Source organism: Allobosea sp. OK403, assembly GCF_900113835.1.
In the GTDB taxonomy this organism is placed as follows: Bacteria; Pseudomonadota; Alphaproteobacteria; order Rhizobiales; family Beijerinckiaceae; genus Allobosea.
The window spans coordinates 75313-100339 of the sequence record NZ_FOQV01000010.1; the positions used below are offsets into that span (position 1 = coordinate 75313).

The following is a 25027-nucleotide window of genomic DNA, read 5'->3' on the forward strand; positions in this document are numbered from 1 at the left end:
ATTGCCTTGCTTGCTCAATTGCCTTGCTTGAATGCGTCCTGGATCGCTTTGGCGGCCTGTTTCGGTGTCATCGAGCCACCGGCAATCTCGGCCGTCGCGTCATTCACCACCCGGCCGACCGAGGGGCCCAGATCCTGATCGTAGAAGTTCTGGTGGTATTGGGACGCGGCGATGTTCCTGGCCACGTTCTGCATGAAGGCGGAGCTCAGGGCCGCTTCCGCCCCCTTGAAGGTCGGGATGATGAAGTTCTGCTTGGCGAGCTCGCGCTGGACCTCGTCGGAGATGAAGAACTTGACGAACTCCACCGCCTCCTTCGGGGCACCCTTGGTGATGATCCAGCCATTGACGCCGCCAAGCGTGTCGGACGGCCGGCCCTTGGCGCCGGTAGGCATCGGGAAGTCAAACCAGCCCAGCTTCTCCTCGGAGATGCCCTTCTTGTCGGCCGCCAGCGCGCGCTGCGTCGCTGAGTGACTCGAGATCGCGAGGTTCATCGCGGCCTTGCCATCACCGAAGAAGCCGAGCGCCTGCTGGTTCTTGAAACCGAGGAAGCCGTTCTGGAACGGCTCGAGATCGACAAGCTGCTTCATCAACTCGCCGGCCTTCTGGAAGGTCTCGCCTTCGAAGCCGCCATTCTGGTCCTTGAGCGCCGCCTCGAAAGCCGGCTTGCCGCCGAGCCGGACCGCGAGATGCGTCCAGTAGAAATGCAGCGGCCACTTGTCCTGTCCACCGACGGCGATCGGCGTGACACCGGCAGCCTTGAGCGTCTTCACCGCGGCCAGGAGATCGTCCCAGGTCTTGATCGCGCCGCCGTCGACGCCAGCCTTGGCGAAGAGATCCTTGTTGTACATGAACCCGACCTGCGAGACCGTGTAAGGCAGGCCGTAGAGCTTGCCATCGACCGCGAAGGCCGCGACGGCGCTCGCCGACAGCGCGTCCTTGTAGGCGCCGACGCCGGCCGTGACATCCTCCAGAACCCCGGCCTCGACCTGGGCTTTCAGCACGCCGCCGGCCCAGGAATAGAGAATGTGCGGCCGGTCCTTGGACTGCAGGATGGTCGGAAGCTTGGCCTTGTAGGCCTCGTTCTCGAGGAACTGCATCTCGACCTTCACGCCGGCGTTCTTGGCCTCGAAGCGCCGGGCGACCTCCTCCCAGATTTTCACCTGGGCGGGGTTCTGCTCGAGGTGGAGCCAGCGGACGGTGGTCTGCGCGGCCGCGGCGCCAGCAGCCACTGTCAATCCTGCGGCGGCGAGCGCCAGCCTCGTGAGAAATCGCATCGCATCCTCCCAGTCCCGTCTGTCTGCGGGTTGACGCCAACCTAACTCAAATTCTGAGGTACGCAACTCAGAAAATGCGTTGCATGAGCGCTCGCCGAATGCTTTCGTCTGTTCCGCAACTGACTGGCCGTTCACGGCGGAACCGGGCCGAGCGGTCAGCGCCAATGCCTATCGGAGTTGATGATGGCTGCCGTCTATCGCGATCTTGCCGGCAAGGTGGTTCTGGTCACAGGCGGCGCTTCAGGCATCGGCGCGGCGATCTCGCGCCGATTTGCCGAGCAGGGATCGACCGTGGTGCTGTTCGACATCATGCGCGACACCGGCGAGGCGCTGGCGCGGGAGCTGCGCGCGGCTGGATTGGCGGCGCATTTCCAGCCTGTCGACCTCACCGACATCCCGGCACTGCGGGCCGGCATCGAACAGGCGCGCGCGCTCCATGGGCCGATCGAAATCCTCGTGAACAATGCCGCCCATGATGAGCGGCATGCGACCGAGGAGGTAACGCCGGAGTACTGGGACGATCGGATTGCGGTCAATCTGAAGCACCAGTTCTTCGCGGCGCAAGCGGTGCTGCCGGACATGAAGGCCGCCAATGGCGGCGCCATCATCAACTTCGGATCGACCTCCTGGATGGCGGGTCAAGGCGGCATGGCCGCCTACACCGCCAGCAAATCCGGCGTGATCGGTCTCACCCGCTCGCTGGCGCGGGATTACGGCGCCTACAACATCCGCGTGAACGCCATCGCGCCCGGCTGGATCATGACCGAGCGACAGATCGAGAAATGGCTGACGCCGGAAAGCGAGGCCGAGCTGATGCGGCGGCAATGTCTCAAGCGCCGGCTGACGCCGGACGAATTGGCGAAGTTCACCGTATTCCTCGCATCGGATGAAGCGTCAGCCTGCACCGCACAGCATTATGTCGTGGATGGCGGGTGGGTTTAGCGCGTTTTCGAGCGAAGTGGGCTCCGGTTCCCTCGCGGCAAACGCGAAGCGTTTGCGCGGAGAAAATGCGTTAAAATAAGGAGATAGAGCATTTTCGCGATTCGGAGAAACGCGGAAATGCTCTAGGTGTCCCCCTTCAGATCTTCTCGATGAAGCGGCTTAGGAAAAGCCGCGTTCGCGGATGCTGCGGGTTGCCCAGCACCGCCTCCGGCGGTCCCTGTTCCACGACCACGCCGCCATCCATGAAGACGACCCGGTCGGCAGCCTCGCGAGCAAAGCCGATCTCGTGGGTGACGACGATCATGGTCAGGCCCTGACCGGCGAGGTCGCGCATGACGTTCAGCACTTCGCCGACGAGTTCGGGGTCGAGAGCCGAGGTCGGTTCGTCGAACAGCATCAGCTTCGGCCGGATCGCGAGCGCTCGCGCGATGGCGACGCGCTGCTGCTGCCCGCCGGACAGTTGGCGCGGATAGGCATTCGCCTTCTCGGTCAACCCAACGCGGGCGAGGAGCTCCATCGCATAGGCCTCGGCCTCGCGACGTGGCTGCCCATGCACACCGATCGGCGCCTCGACGATGTTCTCCAGCGCCGTCATATGCGGGTAGAGATTGAATTGCTGGAAGACCATGCCGATCTTGCGCCGCTGTACGGCGATGGCATGGTCAGACAACCGGTTGAGCCGGGTGCCGCGCAACGCGTAGCCGATCTGCTCGCCATCGACCTCGATGAAGCCCCGCCGAATCGATTCGAGATGGTTGATGCAACGCAGGAAGGTCGACTTGCCTGAGCCGGAAGGCCCGAGCACGACAACGACCTCGCCCGAGGCGACATCGAGGTCGATGCCCTTCAAGACCTCGTTGAGACCGAAGGATTTATGGACGTTGCGGGCGCGCACCATCGGCGCGGCCCCCTCCGCGGCCTTGTTCATGCCGGCTCCTCCACCCGAACGGGCGCATGGTCGGCATTGCCCGTGCCGCGCTCGCCGCGTGCGTAGTAGCGTTCAATGAAGCCCTGCACGACGTTCAGGACCGTGGTGATGATCAGATACCAGATCACCGCGACCATCAGCATCGGGATGACCTCGAAGGTGCGGTTGTAGATGTTCTGCGCCGAGTAGAGCAGATCCGCCATGGCGATGACGCTGACCAGCGAGGTCGCCTTGATCATGCTGATGAGCTGATTGCCGGTCGGCGGCACGATCGAGCGCATTGCCTGCGGGATGATGACGCGCCGGAGCGCCCGGGCGCGGGTCATGCCGAAGGCGTCGGTGGCCTCGACCTGCCCCTTGTCGACCGAGAGCAGGCCGCCGCGGATGACCTCGGCCATATAGGCCGCCTCGTTGAGCGAGAGCCCGGCGATCGCGGCGGTCATCGGCGTGATCAGGTCGTTGGTGTTCCAGGTCGCCAGGACCGGGCCGAACGGCACCTTGAGGACGATCTCGGGGAAGAGCGTCGAGAGGTTGTACCAGAAGATCAACTGCACCAGGAGCGGCGTGCCGCGAAAGAACCAGATGAACAGCCCCGAGAGCGTGCCGAACAGCCGGTCCTGCGACATGCGCGCGACGGCAAGCGCGAGGCCGAGCGCCGTGCCCAGAGCCATCGCCACCACGGTCAGGCCGAGCGTGACACCGAGCCCGCGCATGATCGAGGCCTCGGTGAACCACTGGCCGACGATGGGCCATCCGAAATTCGGGTTGCGCGCGACGATCCAGGCGAATTCCGCCGCCACAGCCAGCATGAAGGCCCAAAGCAGCCAGCGCCCCCATTCAGCGGGCTGATGCGCGTTGGCAACGTCGCGCAGCGACGCCTTCGCCAGATCGGTCTCCATCGAAGCGCCTGCCATGGCTCAGTTCTGCGAAAGATTGATGCCGGGGGCGTCGATCTTGTTGTTGTCGAGCCCCCACTTCTTCATGATCGCCGCATAGGTGCCGTTGTCGATCAGGACCTTGATGGCGTCCTTCAGCACGCCGCCGAGCTCGGAGCCCTTCGGCACCACAGCGCCCTGGAACAGGTCGCTGAAGCCGTTGGACTTGCCGACGGCCGCCAATTCCAGCTCACCATTGGACTGCTGGACGAAATAGGTCAGCGGCGCCTGCGAAGAGAAGAAGGCGTCGGCCCGCTTCGAGCGGACGGCGAGGATCGAGGTCGGCTGGTCGGGATAAGACTGGACCGTGAGCGTTGGCTTGCTCTCGGCGGCGCATTTCTCCGCCTGCGCCTTGATGACCTTCTCGGCCGAGCCGGCCGATTGTACGGCAATACGCTTGCCACAGGCCTCGTCCAGGCTGTTGATGCCGCCCGGATTGCCCTTCTGCACGGCGAAGACGACGTATTCACGCACCCAGTCGACGAAATCGTTGGCTTCCTGCCGGGACTTGAAGTCGCCGACCGGCCCCATCGCGAACTGATAGCGGCCAGCCTTGATGCCGGTCAGGATCGACGACAGGCCGTTCACCGTCGCGTGCTCGATCTTGATGCCAAGCAGCTCGCCAATGGCATCGCCGAGATCGGCGCTCGCGCCGGTCACCTCGGTCGGCGACTGGACGATCTCGTAGGGCGGGAAGGAGCCGCTATTGACCGCGGTCATCTTGCCGGCGCTGCGGAGCGCTTCCGGCAGGCGCGCGCGCAACGGCTCGTTCGCGCTCTGCTTGGCGATCTTCACGCCAGGATCGGCCTGGGCGAAGGCCGGAGCCGCTGCGAGGGTGGCGAAGGCGGCGGCGCAAACCGCGATACGAAGCTTCATGGTCGGGACCCCTTTGCTTGTGCTTGTCGGTTCAGGCGGCGTCGGCAAGATGTTCGAGCGGCGGAAACAGCGCATCCGGCGTCAGATCGGTCTCGGCCAGGCCCTGGCTACGGATTTCATCGAGGAAGCCCGCGATCATCCGCCGGTTGGCCTCGAGCCCGCTGGCGTTCCAGTTTTCCGGCAGGTCGCGGCCACAGCGGCCGAGCTCGTCGATGATCCAGGGCGTCGTGTCGGCGTATTTGCGACGCTTCTCCAGCCAAAGCCGCTGCGACTCGTCGATGAGATCGCTCAGCGCCTGCGGCAACCAGGGATGGCGCCGGGCAAAATCGGCCTTGATGCCGAGAATATGGATGCCCGGCACGTAGCCGACCTCGCGGAAATAGCCGAGTTCGGCACCGGGCAAGTCGGTCAGCAGATGCCGGAACGGCGCTTCCGGCTCATAGAAGCCTGGCGGCATGAAGGGCGTGAAGATGGCGTCGAGTTCGCCGTCGAGCAATGCGTCGAGCATCGGCTTCTCGCCGGGCATGGCCTCGATCCGCCCCGGCCGGGCATAAGGCCCGAGCCGGTCGGTAATCGGATGGGCGGCGCTGAGGCGCCCGGCGTACCAGCGCGCGTCCTCGATGCCGACGCCAGCGCGCGACAGCGCGGCGCGCGTCCAGGTGTTGCCGGAATCCTGCCAGCCGGTGACGCCGATGCGGCAGCCTTTCAGCTCTTCCAGCTTCGTCAGCTTGCTCGCACGGCTCGTGACGATGCAACGCTGCCGGAAGCCACGCATGATAAAGTTCGGCACACCGAAGATACCGCCCTCGCCGCGGCTGCGGCCGGTCGTGTAGCGGCTGAACGAGACCTCGCAGGCATCGAAATCCGGGTCGGTCGCCAGATCTTCGGGCAAGGTGCCGACGCGATCGACCTTCAGAGCGATCCGCTCGTCGGCGACATCGCCCAGCACGAGCGGCGTCACATAGTCCCAATCGCGCAAGGCCAGCCGGACTTCGACCTTCATCGGCCTACTCCACATTGACAATTCGGCGGAGAATTGAATGTTCAGAAGCGGCGATCAATCGTTATTACGTTATCGAACAAACTAGAGTGGATTCTGTGGCAGACGGAACCGACGATGCGGCCTGGCTTGCCGGGCATTTCTCCGACATCAGTGCGCGCGGTATCGCGAACCAGACCGCGATGCTGATCCGCCGAGGCGTGCTGCCGGCCGGCACAAAGCTGCCGACGGTTCGGGACCTCGCCTATCGGCTCGGCATCAGTCCGGCGACCATCTCCGAAGCCTGGAGCGAATTGCGGCATCAACGCATGATCGAGGGGCGCGGACGCTCGGGAAGTTGGGTTGCGGGTGATACGATCGGACCGCGCCCGGCCCGCACCGCGACGTCGGGCGCCTTCGGCAGCGACGTGCTCGACCTCTCGCTCTCCGTACCCGACGTGAACGTGCTGCCGCCGTTGGATGCGGCGCTACGACACGCGTCTGCGGCCCAGAACCTGCACAGCTATGAGCGAACCCCGATCCTGGACAGCCTTCGTCATGCGGTGCAGCAGCGTTGGCCCTATGAACCGGAAGCCTTCCTGGCAACGAATGGCGGCTACAACGCCTTTTATTCGGTGGTGCAGGCGCTGATCATGCCAGGCGCGATAGTCGCGATCGAGGATCCGACCGGGATGCGTCTGCTCGACATCATCGAGGACAGGGGCGCGCGCCCCTTCTCTGTCGCCTGCGATGCGGAAGGACCGCTGCCGGACGCGCTCGCCCAGGCCCTGGCGGCGAAGCCCGCCGCGTTCGTCTACCAGCCTCGCACGCATTCGGTGACGGGCCGTGCCGTCAGCCCCGCGCGGCTTGCCGCTCTGGCTGAGGTCTTGGCGGGCAGCGATTGCTTGATCATCGAGGACGACGGCATCGGAGAGGCCTCGCCGCAACCGCTCATGAGCCTCGGCAGCCGATTTCCCGACAGGGTCATCCATATCCTGTCCTTCTCGAAATCGCACGGCCCGGATCTACGCCTTGCCGTGCTATCGAGCCCCGCGACGGTTCGGCGCCAGATTCAGTCCTATCGCAGCTTCAGTTCGGGTTGGACGAGCCGGCTGCTGCAGGAGACGACGGCCTGGTTGCTGGCCGACGGCAATACCCAAGAGTGCCTCGCCGCCAACCGGCGTCTCTATGCAGAGCGGCGCGCGGCGTTGGTGACCGCGCTCGGCGCACGTGGCATCGCAATCCCGCCCGGCGACGGATTGAGCATCTGGATACCGGTCGCCTCCGAGCAGTTTGCCCTGGTCACGCTCGCGGCGCGACGCATCGCCGTCCTGCCCGGGAGCAAATGCGCGGTGATGCCAACCCGCCACATCCGCGTCGCGACGGCCATCCTCGCCGATCGCCACGACTATGTCGCGGAGTCGATCCGGCTTGCGGTTACAGGCGACAGCTGATCGGCCAAATCAGACTGGTTCCGCTTGTCTCGCCGTCTCGCGCGCGATCGGCGACGGCGGCTTCGATCATTTCAGCTCCGGCCAAATCCCGCGCCAGCCGCTGGTTCGCGACACCGGCGTCAATATCGCGAACGTCGCTGGCTCTCCTCACTCAGTGTGACGACGCAATTTGGCCTGAACGAAATCAATCACGTCCAGAGGCCGATGCCGACCAACCTGGGGTCGCGCACACAGACCTGTGGGGAAACCCAAAGTCTGCTGCAGTTGCGCAGAGCCACCGCAAACCATGCCCGTCAGCCGGAGTTCGTCCCCTCACCTCTGATCAGCGAGCACGCGGGCTGCCATCTCACGACGCACCGGATTGGCGCTCGCTCCAGCTGCGAGACATGCGAAGGCATTGCGGGACGCAGACGTTGCGAGACGATCAGCTTTGAAAGGCGAGGCATAGCCTCGCCGCGATTGTCCGGAAAGCTCCGCAATCCGATTAGCGCACCCGCCGCGAGAGGCGCACAATCGAACAGGCATCAACAACGTAGGATCGAAAGCAAAATTCAACAATCCACGCTATAAACTTCAAATCTGGACGATAAAAGGCACATGCAATGGCTGCGCTGACACATAATTTTCCATACATCCCGCATGAAACCAGCATAAAAGTAAAATTTTATGCTGCTTTTTCCGGTTTGTTAATCCTGATCCTGATGTTGGTCGCGCTTTCGGTTTATTCGGTCCGTGAACAATCCGCCTATCATGGGCAACTTGACGTTTCGGCGCAGGCTGCTGCCAACGTCGAAAAGGTCAACGGCCTGATCTTCGCCGTCGTCATGGAATCGCGCGGCATCTACATGTCGAGCGATATGGCGACTGTGAAGCGCTATGGCGTCGCGCTCCTGCAGCGAAACCGCGAATTGGCCGAGGTCATGGATCAATGGCAGCGCATCGTTCGCAATGACGATACGGAACTCTTCGCGGCCTTCAAGACCCGTGTCTCCGAGTTTATCGGTTTCCGCGCGGAGCTCGTGCGGCGCGCGAACACCATCGGCCAGGCAGCAGGTCGCGAATGGGGAGACAACGACGCGAACCGCCAGGTGCGCATCGCACTCAACGAGGATCTCACGGCTCTCGCGACGGTCTACTTCAAGCGCGCCCACGCCATCGCCAAGCTGGGAGAGCAGGTCGAGTTCACGACCATATTGCTGGTGATCCTCGGCATCGGCGCTATCGCCCTGACCTGGCTGACAGCCTCTCTGTTCAGGGCCTCGGTGATCGAGCCGCTGCTCGCCATCACATGGGCAGCCGACAGCATTGTCTCCGGCAAGATTCTGGCAGCGATCCCGCACGCCGGCAGAAAGGATGAAATCGGCAAGCTCGCTTTGGCTGTCCAGCAACTGCAGAGCACGATCGAGCGAAACCGTGAGCTCCAGAAGCGCGAGCTGGCGACATCGCGGGAACGCGATCACCTCGAAGAGAACAAGATCCATCTCATTGCGGCGATCAACAATATGGCCCAGGGCCTGATCATGCTCGATGTGCACGCGAACGTCATTCTCATGAACGAATCCTACCGGAAGATGTATAATCTGCCGAAAGAGATCATGGCTTCGAGCTGCAATCTTCGCGACATACTGCGATACCGCGCCGAATCCGGCCTGTTTTCCGGAGACAGCAAAACTTACGTCAGAACGATCCTGACCCGGATCGCGCTCGGCCAACCGTCGGTAAGCCATGTCGATTTGAAGGACGGCCGCAAGATCCGCGTGTTCGAGCAGCCGACACCCGATGGCGGCTGGGTTGCGACCCATGAGGACTTCACCAAGCAGCAGCATCTGCAGCAGACGCTGGAGCGCATGGAGCGCTTGTTTGGAACGATCGTCGAGAACGTGCACGAGGCCATCCTGGCCAAGGACGCGCTCAGCCATCGCTATCTGCTCGTCAACCGGGCCGCGGAAACCCTGTTCGGCCTGCCGCGCGCCGCCATAGTCGGGCGAACGGCAGGCGACGTCTTCGGCGAGGAGACCGCCGAGGCGATCGAGGGCAGCGGCAAAGCCCCGCCCGTCAAGGCCGCCGCAGTTGCGATCCGGACTATAACGACGCCGGGCAATGGCGAGCGCGTCGCGGCAATCCGGCATCTTCCCGCTTCCAGCGGTGAAGACGGAGCGCAGTACCTGATCAGCCTGATCGAAGACCGGACCGATCAGGCCGCCGCGATGCCGCGGCTGCGGGCAGGCTGAGCGGCCCCGGACGCCGCGGTCCTGCGGATGCGCGCCTGCGGAATACGAGAACGATGTACATCGCGCCGCTCTGGCGGCAGACTTCAGTCGCGACGGCGAGCCTCGGCTTGCCGACATTGGCTTGTCGACATCGACTTGCCGACACTTGCCGAAGAGCGCCGAAGCAGAGAGACGCATGCCGGTCGAACGCGAGATCTTCGGGCACCTGCCGGACGGCACCGCCATCGAGCGCGTCACGCTCAGGCGGGATGGCGGGCTGACGGCGCGCATCATCAGCTATGGCGCAGCTCTCCAGGCGCTGCTGGTGGCCGACAGCGCAGGAGCAATCGACGACATCGTCCTCGGCTTTGACGCGCTTGAGCCCTATACCCGCCCGGGCTGCTATTTCGGCATGACGGTCGGGCGCTACGCCAACCGCATTGCGGGCGGCCGCTTCGTCATCGACGGGGCGCAGGTTTCGCTTGCCCGCAACAATGGCCCCAATGCGTTGCATGGCGGCGTCAACGGCTTCAGCCGCAAGACGTGGAGGATCGTCTCGGCCGAGGATGGCCCCGTTCCGTCGCTGACGCTGGCCTGCCGCAGCCCCGATGGCGAGGAAGGTTATCCCGGCACGGTTGAGACCCGATTGCGCTATAGCCTGCCGGCGCCACATGAACTCCTGCTCGACATCACCGCGACGAGCGACCAGGCGACGGTGGTCAACCTGACCAATCACAGCTTCTTCAATCTCGACGGCGCGACGGCAGGCGATATCCTGCAGCATCGCCTGCAGATCGCCGCCGATCGTTTTCTCGCGGTGGACGAGACCGCGATCCCATTGCAGGAGCCGCCGCGAGACGTCACTGGCACGCCGTTCGATTTCCGCGAGGCCCATCCGATCGGCGCCCGCATCCGGCAGTCCGACGAACAGCTGCGGCGCGGCCGCGGCTACGACCATAATTTCTGCCTGGCTCCGGCTGATGGCTTGCCGACGGACGGTTTGCCGGCAGATGCCTTGCGTTTGGCCGCTTGCGTCGAGGCACCCCGCTCCGGGCGGATCATGGAGCTGCATACCAACCAGCCCGGCCTCCAGCTCTATTCCGGCAATTTTCTCGACGGCAGCGTGGCGGGCAAGCACGGCAGGCTCCACCGCCAGGCCGACGCCTTTTGCCTGGAGCCGCAGATCTGGCCCGACGCACCCAATCGTCCGGATTTCCCATCGGCCAGGCTGACGCCGGGCATGATCTACCGACATCGCACGCTCTATCGCTTCACCGCCTGAAGCGGCCCTCGCACACACACACACACACCTGCCCATTAGTAAGATAGTATGACTATTTACAGGTTCAGGAGACCCCGGTAGAACAGGGATGCGCACGTAGAGGCGCCTCGATTGATAATGTTCCGGGAGAAGCTCATGCGCCGTCTTTCATCCATGACCACGCTGCTTGCCGCGACCATGCTGGCCGGCGGTCTCAATGCCGCCAGCGCGGCGGAACTCACTGTCGGCTTTTCACAGATCGGCTCGGAATCGGGCTGGCGCGCAGCCGAGACCTCGGTCTCCAAGAGCGAGGCCAAGAAGCGCAACATCACGCTCAAGATCGCCGATGCGCAGCAGAAGCAGGAGAACCAGATCAAGGCGATCCGCTCCTTCGTCGCGCAGGGCGTCGACGCGATCTTCCTCGCTCCCGTCGTCGCCAGCGGTTGGGATTCCGTGCTGAAGGAAGCCAAGGAAGCCAAAATCCCGGTCATCCTGCTCGATCGCGACATCGATCCGGCGGGCAAGGAGCTTTATCTGACCGCCGTGACCTCCGACAGCGTCCATGAGGGCGAGGTCGCCGGCAAATGGCTCGCCAAGACGGTCGGCTCCAAGCCCTGCAACGTCGTCGAGCTGCAGGGCACGGTCGGCGCCAGCGTCGCGACCAACCGCAAGAAGGGCTTCGATACGGCGATCGCATCAGCCTCCAACATCAAGGTCGTGCGCAGCCAGACGGGCGACTTCACCCGCGCCAAGGGCAAGGAGGTGATGGAGAGCTTCATCAAGGCCGAGGGCGGCGGCAAGTCGATCTGCGCCGTCTATGCGCATAACGACGACATGATGGTGGGCGCGATCCAGGCCATGAAGGAAGCCGGTTTGAAGCCGGGCAAGGACGTGCTGACCGTCTCGATCGACGCGGTGCCCGACATCTTCAAGGCGATCGCGGCCGGCGAGGCCAATGCCACGGTCGAATTGACGCCCGACATGGCCGGCCCCGCCTTCGAGGCGCTGACCGCCTATAAGAGCAAGGGCACTGTGCCACCCAAGTGGATCCAGACCGAATCCAAGCTCTACACCGCCGCCGACAATCCGCAGAAGGTCTACGACTCCAAGAAAGGCCTCGGCTACTGAGAGCCTGTCCCGAAACTCTACTCCGGCGGCCGTCTGACGCGGCTTACCGGAGCGAGTTTCAAAAACAGGCTCTGAGGGCGCGCACGCTCTCCCGAGCTTGTTCCCACGGCCGCGCCACCGGCGCGGCCTGCGTGGAGACCGTGCCCATGTCTTTGCCCCCGACCATGTCCTTATCCCCGACTGACGCCGTGCCGCCGATCGACGCCGCGCCGCTCTTGGCCGTACGCGGGCTCTCGAAGAGTTTCGCGGGGTTTCCCGCGCTCGCCGGCATCGACGTCACGCTCCGGCATGGCGAGATCCATGCCCTGCTCGGGGAGAACGGCGCCGGCAAGTCGACCTTCATTAAGGCGGTCACCGGCGTCATCGCGCGCGACGCGGGAACCGTGGCGCTGGAGGGCGCCGAGATCGCGCCCCGTTCGGCGCAGGAGGCGCTGCAAGCCGGCATCGCGACCGTCTACCAGGAGGTCAGCTTGCTGCCCAACCTCTCGGTCGCGCAAAACCTGTTCCTCGGACGCCAGCCGATGCGCTTTGGCCTCGTGCGGGAAGGCGAGATGCGCCGCCGTGCGGCGGCGCTGCTGCGTGATTTCGACCTCGATATCGATGTTGGCGCGCCGCTGGGCGACTATTCGGTCGCCGTGCAGCATCTGGTGGCGATCGCGCGCGCCGTCGACATGTCGGCACGGATCCTGATTCTCGACGAGCCGACGGCGAGCCTCGACGCTCATGAGGTCGAGATCCTGTTCCGCGTCATGCGCGGTCTCGCCGGTCGGGGCCTCGGCATCCTCTTCGTCACGCATTTCCTCGACCAGGTCTATGCGATCAGCGACCGCATCACGGTGCTTCGCAACGGCAGGCTCGTCGGCGAGCGCGAGACGGCAGCGCTGCCGCGCATGGAGCTGATCAGGATGATGCTGGGCCGCGAGCTCAGCGAGGCCACCTCGGAGCATCCGGCCAAGGACGCCGCCGAGACCGCGCCCGAAGCCGGCGGCGCGATCCGGTTCGAGGGCTTCGGCAAGGCCGGCTATGTCGCGCCTTTCGACCTTGCTCTGGCAAGCGGCGAGGTCGTCGGACTTGCCGGCCTGCTCGGCTCGGGGCGCACGGAGACGGCACGCCTGCTGTTCGGGGCGGAGGCCGCCGATAGCGGCCGCCTCACCATCGACGGCCGCAGCGTGCGCCTGGCATCACCGCGCGACGCCATCGCGCAGGGCTTCGGCTATTGCCCGGAGGAGCGCAAGACCGAAGGCATCGTCGCCGAACTCACGGTGCGCGAGAACATCGTGCTCGCCGTCCAGGCGCGGCGCGGTGCGCTGCACCCGCTCTCGCGGCGGGAGCAGGACGAGATCGCGCGGCGCTTCATCACCATGCTCGACATCCGCCCGCCCGATCCCGAGCGGCCGATCGGCCTGCTTTCGGGCGGCAACCAGCAAAAGGCCCTGCTGGCGCGCTGGCTGGCGACGCAGCCGCGCCTTCTCATTCTCGACGAACCGACGCGCGGCATCGATGTCGGCGCCCATGCCGAGATCATCCGCCTGATCCGGCAGCTCTGCACTGAGGGCCTCACCCTCGTCGTGATCTCGTCCGAACTGGAGGAGATCGTGAGCTATGCCGACCGGGTCGTGGTGATGCGCGACCGCAGGCAGATCGCCACGCTGGAGGGCGAGGCCGTCAACGTCACCGCGATCCTGCAGGCGATCGCCGCCGACGCAGCCCCGCTCGCGGCGTGAGGAAGCGGATCCGATGAGCCTGACCCTGCCCCGCAAGGGCCTGCCGCAAATCTCAGCTTTCATCATCGTGCTGCTGATCAATTTCGCCGTTTCGCCGCAGTTCTTCGACCTCAGGCTGCAGGATGGCCGCCTGTTCGGCAGCCTGATCGACGTGTTCAACCGCGGGGCGCCCGTGGCGCTCCTCTCCCTCGGCATGGTGCTGGTCGTGGCGACCAGGGGGATCGATCTCTCGGTCGGCGCGGTGATGGCGATTTCAGGCGCGCTCGCGGCGACACTGGCCGACACGCAGCCGCTGCCCGTCGTCTTGCTGGCGGCGCTGGGTGCGGGGCTGCTCTGCGGGCTCTGGAACGGCATCCTCGTCGCCGTGCTGCGCATCCAGCCGATCGTCGCGACGCTGATCCTGATGGTCGCCGGCCGCGGCGTCGCGCAATTGATCACCGAGGGCCGGATCGTCACCTTCACCTCGCCCGGCCTCGCCTGGTTCGGCGGCGGTTCGATCCTGGGACTGCCGGTCCCGGTGGTGCTGACCGCGTCGGTGCTGGCGGTGGCGGCGCTTGTCGTCCGCGGCAGTGCGCTCGGGCTCCTGATCGAGGCGACCGGCGCCAATGCCCGCGCCAGCGCGCTCGCCGGCATCGAGACGCGCATGACCACCATTGCTGTCTATGTCTGGAGCGGTTTCTGCGCCTCCCTGGCCGGGATCGTCGCTGCCGCCGACATCCTGGGCGCGGACGCCAACAATGCCGGGCTCTGGCTCGAGCTCGACGCCATCCTGGCGGTCGTGATCGCCGGCAGCTCGCTCCTGGGCGGCCGCTTCAGCCTCGCTCTGGCGGTGCTGGGCGCGCTGATCATCCAGGCGATGAACACCGGCATCCTGCTCGCCGGCTTCAGGCCCGAATTCAACCTCGTGGTCAAGGCGGTCGTCGTCCTCGTGGTGCTGCTGGCGCAATCGCCGCGCCTGTCGGGCCTCGGCGTCCTGCTGGCCCGGAGATCGGCATGACGCGCTATCTCCCGGTCATCGTCACCGCCGCCGTCTTCGCGCTCGGCTATGCCGTCTGCGCGCTCCAGTTCCCCGCCTTCCTGTCGACGCGCGTGATCGCGGACCTTTTGACCGACAACGCCTTCCTCGGCATCCTGGCGGTCGGCATGACCTTCGTGATCATCTCGGGCGGCATCGACCTGTCGGTCGGTTCGGTCGTGGGGTTCACGACGGTCTTCCTCGCCCTGGCGATCGGGACATGGAACATTCCCCCGCTGCTGGCCTTCATGCTCGTGCTGCTGGTTGCGACGCTGTTTGGCGCCACGATGGGTGCGCTCATCCAGGGCTTCGAGATGCCGCCCTTCATCGTGACGCTGGCGGGCATGTTCCTGGCGCGCGGCGCGAGCTTCCTGCTCTCGACCGAGTCGATCCCGGTCACCGCGCCGCTCTATGGCGCGATTTCCGACTTCGCGCTGCGCCTGCCCGGCGGCGGCCGGCTCAGCGTCGTTGGGCTGATCATGCTCGCGGTCTTCCTGGCCGGCGGCATCCTGCTCCATCTCACGCGTTTCGGCACGAACGTCTATGCGCTCGGCGGCAACCGGGTCTCGACCGGGCTGATGGGGATCTCGGTGGGCCGGCACACGGTCGCGATCTATGCCCTGTCGAGCTTCCTGGCGGGGCTGTCGGGCATCGTGTTCTCGCTCTACACCTCGTCGGGCTATTCGCTCTCGGCGGTCGGTGTCGAGCTCGACACGATCGCGGCCGTGGTGATCGGCGGCACGCTGCTGACGGGCGGGTACGGCTTCATGGCGGGAACGTTCCTGGGCGTTCTCATGCAGGGCCTGATCCAGACCTACATCAATTTCGACGGCACGTTGTCGAGCTGGTGGACCAAGATCGTCACCGGCGTCCTGCTGTTTGCCTTCATCGCTTTCCAGCAGGCGACGCTGGCGCTGGCCCGTCGCTCGGTGCGGGGCACTGCGGCAAAAGGGACCACGCCATGAAACCCGGAATCGTCGCGGTTCCCGAACGGCGGGAGCATTCCAACCACGCCGAGGTGGCGCGAATGCTCGCGATCGACATCATCGCCGGGCGCGCCAAGGAAGGCTCCAAGCTCGCCGGCGATGCCGAGCTGATGCTGCGCTTCGGCGTCTCGCGCCCGGTGCTGCGCGAAAGCGTCAAGACGCTCGTCGCCAAGGGCCTGCTCACCACCAAGGCAAGGGTCGGCACGGTGGTGCGCGAGCGCGCCGCCTGGAACATGTTCGACGGCGACCTGCTCGCCTGGCACCTTCAGGCCGGCATCGACCGCCGCTTCCTAGATGATCTCGCCGAGATTCGGCTGGCGGTCGAGCCGCGTGCGGCGGCCCTGGCTGCAGAGCGCAGAACCGAGGCCGATCTCGCGGCGATGCGCGCGGGCCTGGCCGCGATGCAGCGCGAGCCGTCCGATTCCGTTGCCTTCGCCAATGCCGACCTCGCGCTGCATGTGGCGGTCGCCAATGCCTCGGGCAATCCGTTCATGCGTTCGGTCGGCGGCGTCATCGACGTTGCGCTGCGGGCCTCCTTCCTGCTGAGCGCGCCGGTCGAGGAACCCGAGCGCGACATCGTCATCATGACGCACAGGAAGATCGTCGACGCTATCGCTGCCCGCGACGTCGAGGGCGCAGCCGACGCCATGGTGGCTGTCATCTTCAACGGATTGCGCCGCCACGGCGCGACGCGCAGCGAACCCTCCGAACGGCTCCCCGGGTCGCATCGCCTCATCGCCCCTTCCCGCCTTCTCACAGACAAGGATTGAGCACCGCCATGCCTGCAGCGACCAGACCCTATCGCGGCGTCTTCCCCGTCGTGCCGACCATCTTCCACGATGACGGCAGGCTCGATCCGGACGGCCAGCGCCGCTGCCTGGACTTCATGATCGAGGCCGGCTCGGATGGGCTGTGCATCCTTGCGAACTTCTCCGAGCAGTTCGTGCTGACCGATGCCGAGCGCGACACGGTGATGGATGTGGCGCTCGACCATGTCGCGGGCCGGGTGCCGGTCATCGTCACGACGACGCATTTCAGCAGCGCGGTCTGCGCCGAGCGTTCGCGCCGCGCACAGGACAAGGGCGCCGCCATGGTGATGATCATGCCGCCCTATCACGGCGCGACCTTCCGGGTCGGCGAGGCGGCGATCGAAGCCTTCTTCCGTCGCGTCTCGGATGCGATCTCGATCCCGATCATGATCCAGGACGCGCCGGTGGCCGGCACGCCGCTCTCGCCCGCCTTCCTGGCCAAGCTCGCCGGCGAGATCGAGAACGTCTCGTATTTCAAGATCGAGGTCGCCCAGGCCGCGGCCAAGCTGCGCACGCTGCTCGAACTCGGCGGCAAGACGATCGAGGGGCCGTGGGACGGCGAGGAGGCGATCACGCTGATGGCCGATCTCGATGCGGGCGCGACCGGCGCGATGACCGGCGGCGGCTATCCCGACGGCATCCGCCAGATCGTCGATCCCTACTTCGCCGGGCGCCGCGACGAGGCCATGGCCGCCTATGCGCGCTGGCTGCCGCTGATCAATTACGAGAACCGCCAGACCGGCCTCTCGGCTGCGAAGATCCTGATGAAGGAGGGCGGGATCATCGGATCGGCCGCCTTGCGTCATCCGCTCGAATTGCCCCATCCCAAGACGCAGGCCGGGCTGATCGAGATCGCCAAAAGCCTCGACGCCGCGGTTCTGCGCTGGAGCCAATGAGCATGCTGCGCCTGGCCATCGTCGGATTGGGCAAGATCGCCCGCGACCAGCATCTGCCCGCGGTGGCGGGCCTGCCCTCTATCGCGATCGCAGCGGTCGTCAGCCGCAATGCGAGGCTGGACGGCGTGCCCTGCTTTGAGACCCTCGACGAGCTATTCGCCTCCGATGTCGCGGTCGATGCGGTGGCGCTCTGCACGCCGCCGCAGGTGCGACGCGCCCAGGCCGCGCTCGCCCTGGCGGCCGGCAAGCATGTCATGCTGGAAAAGCCGCCGGGCGCGACCGTCAGCGAGCTTGCCCCGCTGATCGCGGCCGCGCGCGACAAGGGCCTGACGCTGTTTGCAACCTGGCATTCCCGCTTTGCGCCGGCGGTCGATCCGGCCCGCGCCTTTCTCGCCGCGCACCGGCCCTTATCGGTCAGGATCGACTGGCGCGAAGATGTCCGGGTCTGGCATCCCGGTCAGGACTGGATTTTCGAGGCCGGCGGGCTCGGCGTGTTCGATCCCGGGATCAACGCACTGTCGATCCTGACCCGCATCCTGCCGCGCCCGGTCTTTCTCCAGGGTGCCGGGCTCGCCTTCCCCGCCAATCGCGCGGCGCCGATCGCAGCCGAGCTCGATCTTGCCGACGAGGCCGGCTTGCCGATCCGGGCGGAATTCGATTTCCTGCAGACAGGGCCGCAAAGCTGGGACATGCGCATGGAGACGGAAGGCGGAACGCTGATGCTTTCAGCCGGCGGCGCCAAGCTCACCCATGACGGCCGCCCGCTCGTCGACGAGGCGGAGGCGGAGTATCCCGCGCTCTACCGCCGTTTCGTCGACCTTGTCGGCAGGCGTGAGAGTGATGTCGATCTGACGCCTCTGCAGCTCGTGGCCGACGCCTTCCTGCTCGGGCAGCGTCGCAGCGTGGAGGCCTTCACATGGTGAGCGCGACGCCGGCCGCCCTGCCCGCTCCCGTGCTGCTGGGCGAAACGCGCTGCCATCTCGGCGAAGGCCCCGCCTATGACGCCGCGACCGACTCGGCGTTCTGGTTCGACATCCTGGAGCGCAAGCTGTTCGAGGCAGATCTGGGAGCCGGCTCGGTGATCTGCCACGAGCTGCCGCTGATGGCCTCGGCGCTGGCCATGGTCGACGACGAGCGCCAGATCGTCTCGAACGAGAGCGGGCTGTATCTGCGTTCACGCCGGGACGGTGCAATGACGCTGTTTCGCGCCGTCGAGGCGGATGACCGCACGACACGCTCAAACGACGCGCGCGCGCATCCCGGCGGCGCGTTCTGGTTCAGCATGATGAGCAAGAGCGCCAAGGCCAGCGCCGCCTCGATCTATGCGCTGTCGGGCGGCGAGGTCGTGCTGCTTTTTTCCGGGCTGACGATCCCCAACGCGATCTGCTTCTCGGCCGACGGCCGGCAAGGGTTTTTCGCCGACACGGCGCAAAACGAACTTTACCGCGTGCCGCTGGACCCCGTGACGGGGCTGCCGCGCGAGGCGCCCTCCTCGCTTGCCCTGTCCGATGACGGCAAAGGGCTCGACGGCGCCGTGATCGATCGCGAGGGGCTGATCTGGATTGCCCGCTGGGGTGGGGCGCGCATCGATGTCCTCACCGATCAGGGCGAGACCGTCCGCAGCCTGGCCGTGCCGGCGCGCCAGCCGAGCTGCCCGGTCTTCGTCGGCCGGGCCTTTGACCGCCTGCTGGTCACCAGCGCCTGGGAGGGTCAGGATGAAGCAGCCCGCGCTGCCGATCCGCTGGGCGGCGCGACATTCGTATTCACCCCCGGCGCGGTCGGAAAGGCGGAGCCGCGGGTCAAGCTGGGAGCGCACTGACAGTCTCGTCTCAACCAAGACCGCTTGCAGGCGGCACTGAATGTTCAGCGAAATATTCAACCAAGGGAGAAAACGATGACATCCGGGATCACCAAGCTACTGTCGGCTCTCGCGCTGGGCGCGCTTGCCTTTGCCGGGCCTGCATTGGCGCAATCCAAGCCCACCGTCGGCATCGCCATGCCGACGAAATCCTCCGCCCGCTGGATCGCCGACGGCGACAACATCGTGAAGGTGCTGAAAGAGCGCGGCTACAATACCGATCTGCAATATGCCGAGGACGAGATCCCCAACCAGCTCTCGCAGATCGAGAACATGGTCACCAAGGGAGCCAAGGTCCTGGTGATCGCCGCCATCGACGGCACCACCCTGTCCGACATCCTGCAGCAGGCGGCCGCCGCCGGCACCAAGGTGATCGCCTATGACCGCCTGATCCGGAACTCACCGAATGTCGATTATTATGCGACCTTCGACAACTTCAAGGTCGGGGTCCTGCAGGCGCAGACGCTGGTGAAGGGTCTTGGCCTGCCCGAGGCGAAGGGGCCGTTCAACATCGAGCTCTTCGGCGGTTCGCCGGACGATAACAACGCGTATTTCTTCTATGACGGGGCGATGTCGGTGCTGAAGCCCTTCATCGACTCCAAGCAGCTCGTGGTGGCGAGCGGCCAGATGGGCATGGACAAGGTCTCGACCCTGCGCTGGGACGGCGCAACAGCCCAGGCGCGCATGGATAACCTGCTCAGCGCCTTCTACAACAACAAGCGCATCGACGCCGTGCTCTCGCCCTATGACGGCATCTCGATCGGCATCCTGTCCTCGCTGAAGGGCGTCGGCTACGGCTCGGGTTCGATGAAGATGCCGCTGGTTTCGGGCCAGGATGCGGAGGTTCCCTCGGTCAAGTCGATCCTCGCCGGCGAGCAGTATTCGACCATCTTCAAGGACACTCGCGAGCTCGCCAAGGTCACCGCCGACATGGTCGATGCCATGCTCAGCGGCAAGGAGGTGCCGGTCAACGACACCAAGACCTACACCAATGGCCGCAAGACCGTGCCGTCCTATCTGCTCACCCCCGTCGCGGTCGACAAGTCGAACTGGGAAGCGATCCTGGTCGCGTCGGGCTACTACAAGGCCGGGCAGATCAAGTAACGCGCCCCCTCGCGCGCGGCCCCGCCCTAGAGCAGGATGCGAAAAAGTGGGCACCGGTTTTTCGCATTGATCCTGCTCTCACTCTTAGATGAGAGACGGATTCAGATTTCAGCTGGGATCACTTGGTGAGCCCATCTGAAATCATCCGGCTCTAGGCGGGGCCGTCGATCAATCCGGTCGCGAAGCAGAGCGCCGGTCGCGGAGCAGATGACATGAATCCGATCCTGGCCATGCGCGGCATCAGCAAGGCCTTCGCTGGCGTCAAGGCCCTGAGCGAGGTTTCGTTTTCGGTCGAGACGGCTGAGATCCACGCCGTCGTCGGCGAGAACGGCGCCGGCAAATCGACCCTGATGAAGGTGCTGAGCGGCGTCTACCCGCATGGCTCCTATGACGGGGCCATCATCTTCGATGGCGAGGAGCGGCGCTTCCGGGACATCACCGAATCCGAGGCGCTCGGCATCATCATCATCCATCAGGAGCTGGCGCTGATCCCGCTCCTGTCCATCGCCGAGAACATCTATCTGGCCAACCCGCCCACGAAATTCGGGGTGATCGACCAGGGAGCGGTCTATCGCGGCGCCCTGGCGCTGCTGGCCAAGGTCGGCCTGAACGAGGCGCCCGACACCCGCGTCATCGATCTCGGCGTCGGCAAGCAGCAGCTCGTCGAGATCGCCAAGGCGCTGTCCAAGGATGTCCGGCTGCTGATCCTGGACGAGCCGACCGCGAGCCTCAACGAGCGCGACAGCGAGGCGCTGCTCGACCTCTTGGTCGAATTGCGGGCGCAGGGCATCTCCTCGATCTTGATCTCGCACAAGCTCAACGAGGTCGCGCGCGTCGCCGACCACATCACCGTGCTGCGCGACGGGCGCACCGTCGACACGCTCGACTGTCGCGCCGGCCCGGTCGAGGAAGACCGCATCATCCGCAGCATGGTCGATCGCGATCTCGAGCATCGCTATCCCAAGCGCGAGCCCAAGATAGGCCAAGAGAAAATCGGCGAGGTGATCTTCGAGGTCGAGGACTGGACGGTGTTCCATCCGCAGGATGCCGGGCGGCGCGTGATCAAGGGTGTGGATTTCCAGGTCCGGCGCGGCGAGATCGTCGGCATCGCCGGGTTGATGGGCGCAGGCCGGACCGAATTCGCGATGAGCGTCTTTGGCCGCTCCTATGGGCGCCACATCAGCGGCCGCGCCAGGCTGGAGGGGCGCGAGGTCGATCTCTCCACCGTGCGGCGCGCCGTCAATGCCGGGCTCGCCTATGTCACAGAAGACCGCAAGGAGCTCGGGCTCATCCTGGCCGAGGACATCCGCAAGAACATGACGCTGGCCAACCTGCCGGCGGTCGCTCCCGGCGGCGTCATCGACGACATGGCAGAGCTCAAGGTGGCGACGGGCTATCGCTCGCGCATGGGGATCCGCAGCGCCAGCGTCTACCAGGAAACCGGCCAGCTTTCGGGCGGCAACCAGCAGAAGGTCGTGCTGTCGAAATGGCTCTTCACCGAGCCCAAGGTCCTGATCCTGGACGAGCCGACGCGCGGCATCGACATCGGCGCCAAATACGAAATCTACTGCATCATCAACGAGCTGGCGGATTCCGGGCGCGGCGTCATCGTGATCTCGTCGGAAATGCCGGAACTGCTGGGCATTTGCGACCGCATCTGCGTGATGAACGAGGGCGCCTTCGTCGGCGAATTCTCCGCGCAGGATGCAAGCCAGGAAAAAATCATGCGCGCCATCATGCGCAACGGGGAGACCAGAGCATGAGCGGCGAAACCTTGAGCGGCAAAACCATAAGCGAAGCACCGGCGCGTCCGGCGGGCAGCCACCTCAAGACGGGCCTGCGCGACTACGGCATGCTGATGTCGCTGGTGGCGATCATGCTGTTCTTCCAGGTCGTGACCGGGGGCACGCTGCTGCGGCCGCTGAACCTGACCAATCTCGTGCTGCAGAACAGCTTCATCGTCATCATGGCGCTGGGGATGCTGCTCGTCATCGTCACCGGCCATATCGACCTGTCGGTCGGTTCGGTGGCGGGCGCGGTCGGCGCGGTCGCCGCCGTGCTGATGGTGCGCTACGAGATGCATTTCGTGCCAGCCGCCTTGATCTGCCTGGCACTGGGCGCGCTGATCGGCGCGGCGCAAGGCTATTGGGTCGCCTATTTCAAGATCCCCTCCTTCATCGTGACGCTTGCCGGCATGCTCGTCTTCAAGGGGCTGGCGCTGGCGATCCTGCAGGGCCAGTCGCTGGGGCCGTTCCCGGTGACCTTCCAGAAGCTGTCCTCGGGCTTCATCCCCGAGCTGATGCCAGAAGCCGGCGCGCTCTACCCGACCTCGCTGGCGATCGGGGCCGCGCTCGCGATCCTGCTCGTGGTGCTCAATCTCAAGAGCCGCATGCGCCAGCAGAGCCATGGCATCCCGCTCGAGCCGCAGGGCTTCTTCATCGCCAAGAACCTCGCCTTCGCCGCGATCATCCTCTACGCGACCTATCTCATCGCCTCCTATCGCGGCCTGCCGAATGTGCTCGTGGTGATGGGGGTGCTGATCGCGCTCTATGCCTTCGTGACGACGCGCACCAGCATCGGCCGGCAGATCTATGCGGTCGGCGGCAATGCCCGCGCCGCCAAGCTTTCGGGCGTGCGCACGGAATGGCTGACCTTCCTGACCTTCGTGAATATGGGCGTCCTCGCGGCGCTCGCCGGCCTCGTCTTCGCGGCGCGGCTCAACACGGCGACCCCAAAGGCGGGGCTGGGCTTCGAGCTTGACGTGATCGCCGCCTGCTTCATCGGCGGCGCCTCGGCCTATGGCGGGGTCGGGCGTGTCTCGGGGGCGGTGATCGGCGCGCTGATCATGGGCGTGATGAACAACGGCATGTCGATCCTGGGCATCGGCATCGACTATCAGCAGGTGATCAAGGGCCTGGTCCTGCTGGGTGCAGTCTGCCTCGACGTCTACAATCAGAAGCGCTGAGCGCCTGACCCGACATCAAGATCCATCATAAGCCTGGAGCAGGATGCGAAAAAGTGGGAACCGGTTTTTCGCATTGATCCTGCTCGCACTTTTAGATGAGAGACGGATTCAGATTTCAGCTGGGATCACTTGGTGATCCCAGCTGAAATCATCCGGCTCTAGCGGCCGCGCCGCCTGGGCTGCGACAGCGACGGCTCTAGCAGGGCGTATTCGTCATCGGGTAAATCATGTGTATGGCGCTCACGCGCGATATCATATCGGTCCCGGCCGGCTTCGTTCCAAGGCATGTACCCTCACCGCTATGGACCGGCCAGCTGTCGCAGATACTGTCATGATCGGGCTTTCGGCATGTGTTTAGAACGCAAAGCGCCGGTGCGCCGGACCACGCCGCCACCTGAAAGCGTCGTTGCAAGCTGGTACGAGAACGCCAGCCTGCTCGATAGCTACAGCATCGATCTGAGTTCATCGAAACAGGACAGCATGCGCGTGCTGGCGACCCGGACAGTCGGCGATCAGCCGGCCTGGATCAAGGCGTTGGTCGCGCTGCGCGACGCCATGATGACGCCCTTTGGCGTCAAAACCTCCGGGGAGGTCCGAGCGTCCAGGGCCGACACCGAACGCGTCGACTTCTTCCCGGTGCAATGGGAAGGCCAGGACGAGATTGTGCTGGGTGAAGATGATCGACACCTCGACTTCCGACTGTCGCTGCTGCGCCGCAAGTCTCCAACCGGCACGCAGCTCATCGCGACGACCGTCGTGCACTCTCATAATGCCTTCGGCCTCACCTATCTCAACGTGATCAGGCCCTTTCATCACCTCGTCGTCAGGACCAGCCTGGCACAGCTTGCACGAGCACAAGGTTAGGTGACCACGAAGATCTTGGTTCCTGCCCCAGGCGGACACCGGCTGTCTAAAAATCGTGTTAAAACAAAGATCTAGAGCAGTTTCTGATCAAGTTGATTCAGAAGTTGCTCCAGAGCGTTTTCCAGCGAAGCGGGCACCGGCCCGCGCGAAGAACGAGCACCGGATCACGCGAAGAAAACGTGTTGAAACAAGGAGTTAGAATAGTTTCTGATCAAGTTGATTCAGACACTGCTCAAGAGCGTTTTCGAGCGAAGTGGATACCGGTTCCCTCGCGACAAACGCGAAGCGTTTGCGCGGAGAAAACGCATTAAAACAATAACCTAGAGCGATTGAGCGATCCAAACTGGATCGGAAACTGCTCTAGTCGGACACGCCCTCGCGCCCGGCAATCGTCATGCAGGTCGCGGTCAGCATGGCGCAGAGCTTGGGGGTGCCGCCCGAGATCGCGAAAACCTCGGCCATGGCGAGCGTCAAGGTGCGCCCGGCCTTGATCACCCTGCCCTTGGCGAGCAGGCGCTCTCCGGCGGCCGGCGCAAGCAGGTTGATCTTGAACTCTGCCGTCAGCACGCCCACCCCCGCCGGCATCATCGTCAAAGCCGCATAGCCAGCGGCGGAATCGGCGATGCTCGCGACCGCGCCGGCATGGACGAAGCCGTGCTGCTGGGTCAGATGCGTCGCGACCGGCAAGTCGATCTCGATCTCGCCGGGGCGCACATGCAGCAGCCTTGCGCCGAGCGTGGTCATGAAGGCCTGCTTGGCAAAGCTGTCGGCGATCCGCCGGACCATGTCCTCCTGCGGGAGCAGGATATCCGGCATCAG

At 65.0% G+C, this 25027-nt stretch carries 22 protein-coding genes; 16 read left to right on the forward strand and 6 right to left on the reverse strand.

Annotated elements, in window-relative coordinates; all coding sequences use genetic code 11:
* Positions 1 to 14: 14 nt before the first annotated feature.
* Positions 15 to 1274 (reverse strand): extracellular solute-binding protein, encoded by a 1260-nt coding sequence (locus BMZ97_RS24865; RefSeq protein WP_092176197.1) that lies wholly within the window; start codon positions 1272 to 1274, stop codon positions 15 to 17.
* Positions 1275 to 1457: 183 nt separating this feature from the next.
* Between BMZ97_RS24865 and BMZ97_RS24870 the strand changes: the two genes are divergently transcribed.
* A complete protein-coding gene (locus tag BMZ97_RS24870) occupies positions 1458 to 2216 on the forward strand; it encodes an SDR family NAD(P)-dependent oxidoreductase (RefSeq protein WP_092176451.1) in 759 nt (252 codons plus the stop codon).
* Between the two features lie 136 nt (positions 2217 to 2352).
* On the opposite strand, the gene BMZ97_RS24875 is transcribed toward BMZ97_RS24870, so the two are convergent.
* Genes BMZ97_RS24875 through BMZ97_RS24890 form a run of 4 tightly spaced genes read right to left on the reverse strand, consistent with a single transcriptional unit; the run spans position 2353 to position 5958 of the window.
* Positions 2353 to 3144 carry an amino acid ABC transporter ATP-binding protein gene (locus BMZ97_RS24875; protein WP_092176199.1) on the reverse strand — a complete coding sequence of 264 codons (792 nt, stop codon included), beginning with the start codon at positions 3142 to 3144 and terminating at the stop codon, positions 2353 to 2355.
* The gene (locus BMZ97_RS24880) at positions 3141 to 4058 is read right to left on the reverse strand and encodes an amino acid ABC transporter permease (protein WP_092176201.1); all 918 of its coding nucleotides are present in this window, start codon (positions 4056 to 4058) and stop codon (positions 3141 to 3143) included. The genes BMZ97_RS24875 and BMZ97_RS24880 overlap by 4 nt, the downstream gene beginning before the upstream one ends.
* A gap of 3 nt (positions 4059 to 4061) precedes the next feature.
* On the reverse strand, positions 4062 to 4955 hold the full coding sequence (locus BMZ97_RS24885) for an ABC transporter substrate-binding protein (RefSeq protein ID WP_092176204.1): 894 nt from the start codon (positions 4953 to 4955) through the stop codon (positions 4062 to 4064).
* Between the two features lie 31 nt (positions 4956 to 4986).
* A complete protein-coding gene (locus tag BMZ97_RS24890) occupies positions 4987 to 5958 on the reverse strand; it encodes a substrate-binding domain-containing protein (RefSeq protein WP_092176208.1) in 972 nt (323 codons plus the stop codon).
* Positions 5959 to 6053: 95 nt separating this feature from the next.
* On the opposite strand from BMZ97_RS24890, the gene BMZ97_RS24895 reads away from it, so the two are divergent.
* The 15 genes from BMZ97_RS24895 to BMZ97_RS24965 all read left to right on the forward strand — a co-directional run bounded on the left by BMZ97_RS24895 (position 6054) and on the right by BMZ97_RS24965 (position 24208).
* Entirely contained in the window at positions 6054 to 7388 is a 1335-nt protein-coding gene (locus BMZ97_RS24895; RefSeq protein WP_280141783.1) for an aminotransferase-like domain-containing protein, read from the forward strand.
* Between the two features lie 704 nt (positions 7389 to 8092).
* Positions 8093 to 9619 carry a PAS-domain containing protein gene (locus BMZ97_RS24900; RefSeq protein ID WP_175525728.1) on the forward strand — a complete coding sequence of 509 codons (1527 nt, stop codon included), beginning with the start codon at positions 8093 to 8095 and terminating at the stop codon, positions 9617 to 9619.
* Between the two features lie 175 nt (positions 9620 to 9794).
* Positions 9795 to 10880 (forward strand): aldose epimerase family protein, encoded by a 1086-nt coding sequence (locus tag BMZ97_RS24905; RefSeq protein ID WP_092176213.1) that lies wholly within the window; start codon positions 9795 to 9797, stop codon positions 10878 to 10880.
* Between the two features lie 153 nt (positions 10881 to 11033).
* Positions 11034 to 11987, forward strand: a complete 954-nt coding sequence (gene ytfQ, locus BMZ97_RS24910; RefSeq protein ID WP_092176457.1) for a galactofuranose ABC transporter, galactofuranose-binding protein YtfQ — start codon at positions 11034 to 11036, stop codon at positions 11985 to 11987.
* A 164-nt stretch (positions 11988 to 12151) separates the two neighbouring features.
* Positions 12152 to 13711 carry a sugar ABC transporter ATP-binding protein gene (locus tag BMZ97_RS24915; protein ID WP_175525738.1) on the forward strand — a complete coding sequence of 520 codons (1560 nt, stop codon included), beginning with the start codon at positions 12152 to 12154 and terminating at the stop codon, positions 13709 to 13711.
* Between the two features lie 13 nt (positions 13712 to 13724).
* The gene (locus tag BMZ97_RS24920) at positions 13725 to 14708 is read left to right on the forward strand and encodes an ABC transporter permease (protein ID WP_092176219.1); all 984 of its coding nucleotides are present in this window, start codon (positions 13725 to 13727) and stop codon (positions 14706 to 14708) included.
* Positions 14705 to 15691 (forward strand): galactofuranose ABC transporter, permease protein YjfF, encoded by a 987-nt coding sequence (gene yjfF, locus BMZ97_RS24925; RefSeq protein ID WP_092176221.1) that lies wholly within the window; start codon positions 14705 to 14707, stop codon positions 15689 to 15691. The genes BMZ97_RS24920 and yjfF overlap by 4 nt, the downstream gene beginning before the upstream one ends.
* Positions 15688 to 16482 (forward strand): FadR/GntR family transcriptional regulator, encoded by a 795-nt coding sequence (locus BMZ97_RS24930; protein ID WP_092176224.1) that lies wholly within the window; start codon positions 15688 to 15690, stop codon positions 16480 to 16482. Before yjfF ends, BMZ97_RS24930 begins: the two co-directional genes overlap by 4 nt.
* 8 nt (positions 16483 to 16490) lie before the next feature.
* Positions 16491 to 17417, forward strand: coding sequence for a dihydrodipicolinate synthase family protein (locus tag BMZ97_RS24935; RefSeq protein WP_092176226.1), 927 nt, complete (start codon positions 16491 to 16493; stop codon positions 17415 to 17417).
* Positions 17414 to 18340, forward strand: a complete 927-nt coding sequence (locus BMZ97_RS24940) for a Gfo/Idh/MocA family protein (protein ID WP_092176229.1) — start codon at positions 17414 to 17416, stop codon at positions 18338 to 18340. The genes BMZ97_RS24935 and BMZ97_RS24940 overlap by 4 nt, the downstream gene beginning before the upstream one ends.
* Positions 18334 to 19236: an SMP-30/gluconolactonase/LRE family protein gene (locus tag BMZ97_RS24945; RefSeq protein ID WP_092176232.1), complete on the forward strand. Its 903-nt coding sequence runs from the start codon at positions 18334 to 18336 to the stop codon at positions 19234 to 19236. Before BMZ97_RS24940 ends, BMZ97_RS24945 begins: the two co-directional genes overlap by 7 nt.
* Positions 19237 to 19311: 75 nt before the next feature.
* Positions 19312 to 20379 carry a multiple monosaccharide ABC transporter substrate-binding protein gene (gene chvE / locus BMZ97_RS24950; protein ID WP_092176235.1) on the forward strand — a complete coding sequence of 356 codons (1068 nt, stop codon included), beginning with the start codon at positions 19312 to 19314 and terminating at the stop codon, positions 20377 to 20379.
* Positions 20380 to 20591: 212 nt separating this feature from the next.
* Positions 20592 to 22142, forward strand: a complete 1551-nt coding sequence (gene mmsA, locus BMZ97_RS24955) for a multiple monosaccharide ABC transporter ATP-binding protein (protein ID WP_092176239.1) — start codon at positions 20592 to 20594, stop codon at positions 22140 to 22142.
* Positions 22139 to 23344 carry a multiple monosaccharide ABC transporter permease gene (mmsB, locus tag BMZ97_RS24960; RefSeq protein ID WP_092176241.1) on the forward strand — a complete coding sequence of 402 codons (1206 nt, stop codon included), beginning with the start codon at positions 22139 to 22141 and terminating at the stop codon, positions 23342 to 23344. The genes mmsA and mmsB overlap by 4 nt, the downstream gene beginning before the upstream one ends.
* A gap of 372 nt (positions 23345 to 23716) precedes the next feature.
* Positions 23717 to 24208, forward strand: coding sequence for a DUF2867 domain-containing protein (locus BMZ97_RS24965; protein WP_175525729.1), 492 nt, complete (start codon positions 23717 to 23719; stop codon positions 24206 to 24208).
* Between the two features lie 360 nt (positions 24209 to 24568).
* Here the strand turns inward: BMZ97_RS24965 and BMZ97_RS24970 are convergent, their stop codons facing one another.
* Positions 24569 to 25024, reverse strand: coding sequence for a PaaI family thioesterase (locus tag BMZ97_RS24970; RefSeq protein ID WP_092176459.1), 456 nt, complete (start codon positions 25022 to 25024; stop codon positions 24569 to 24571).
* Positions 25025 to 25027 lie beyond the last annotated feature (3 nt).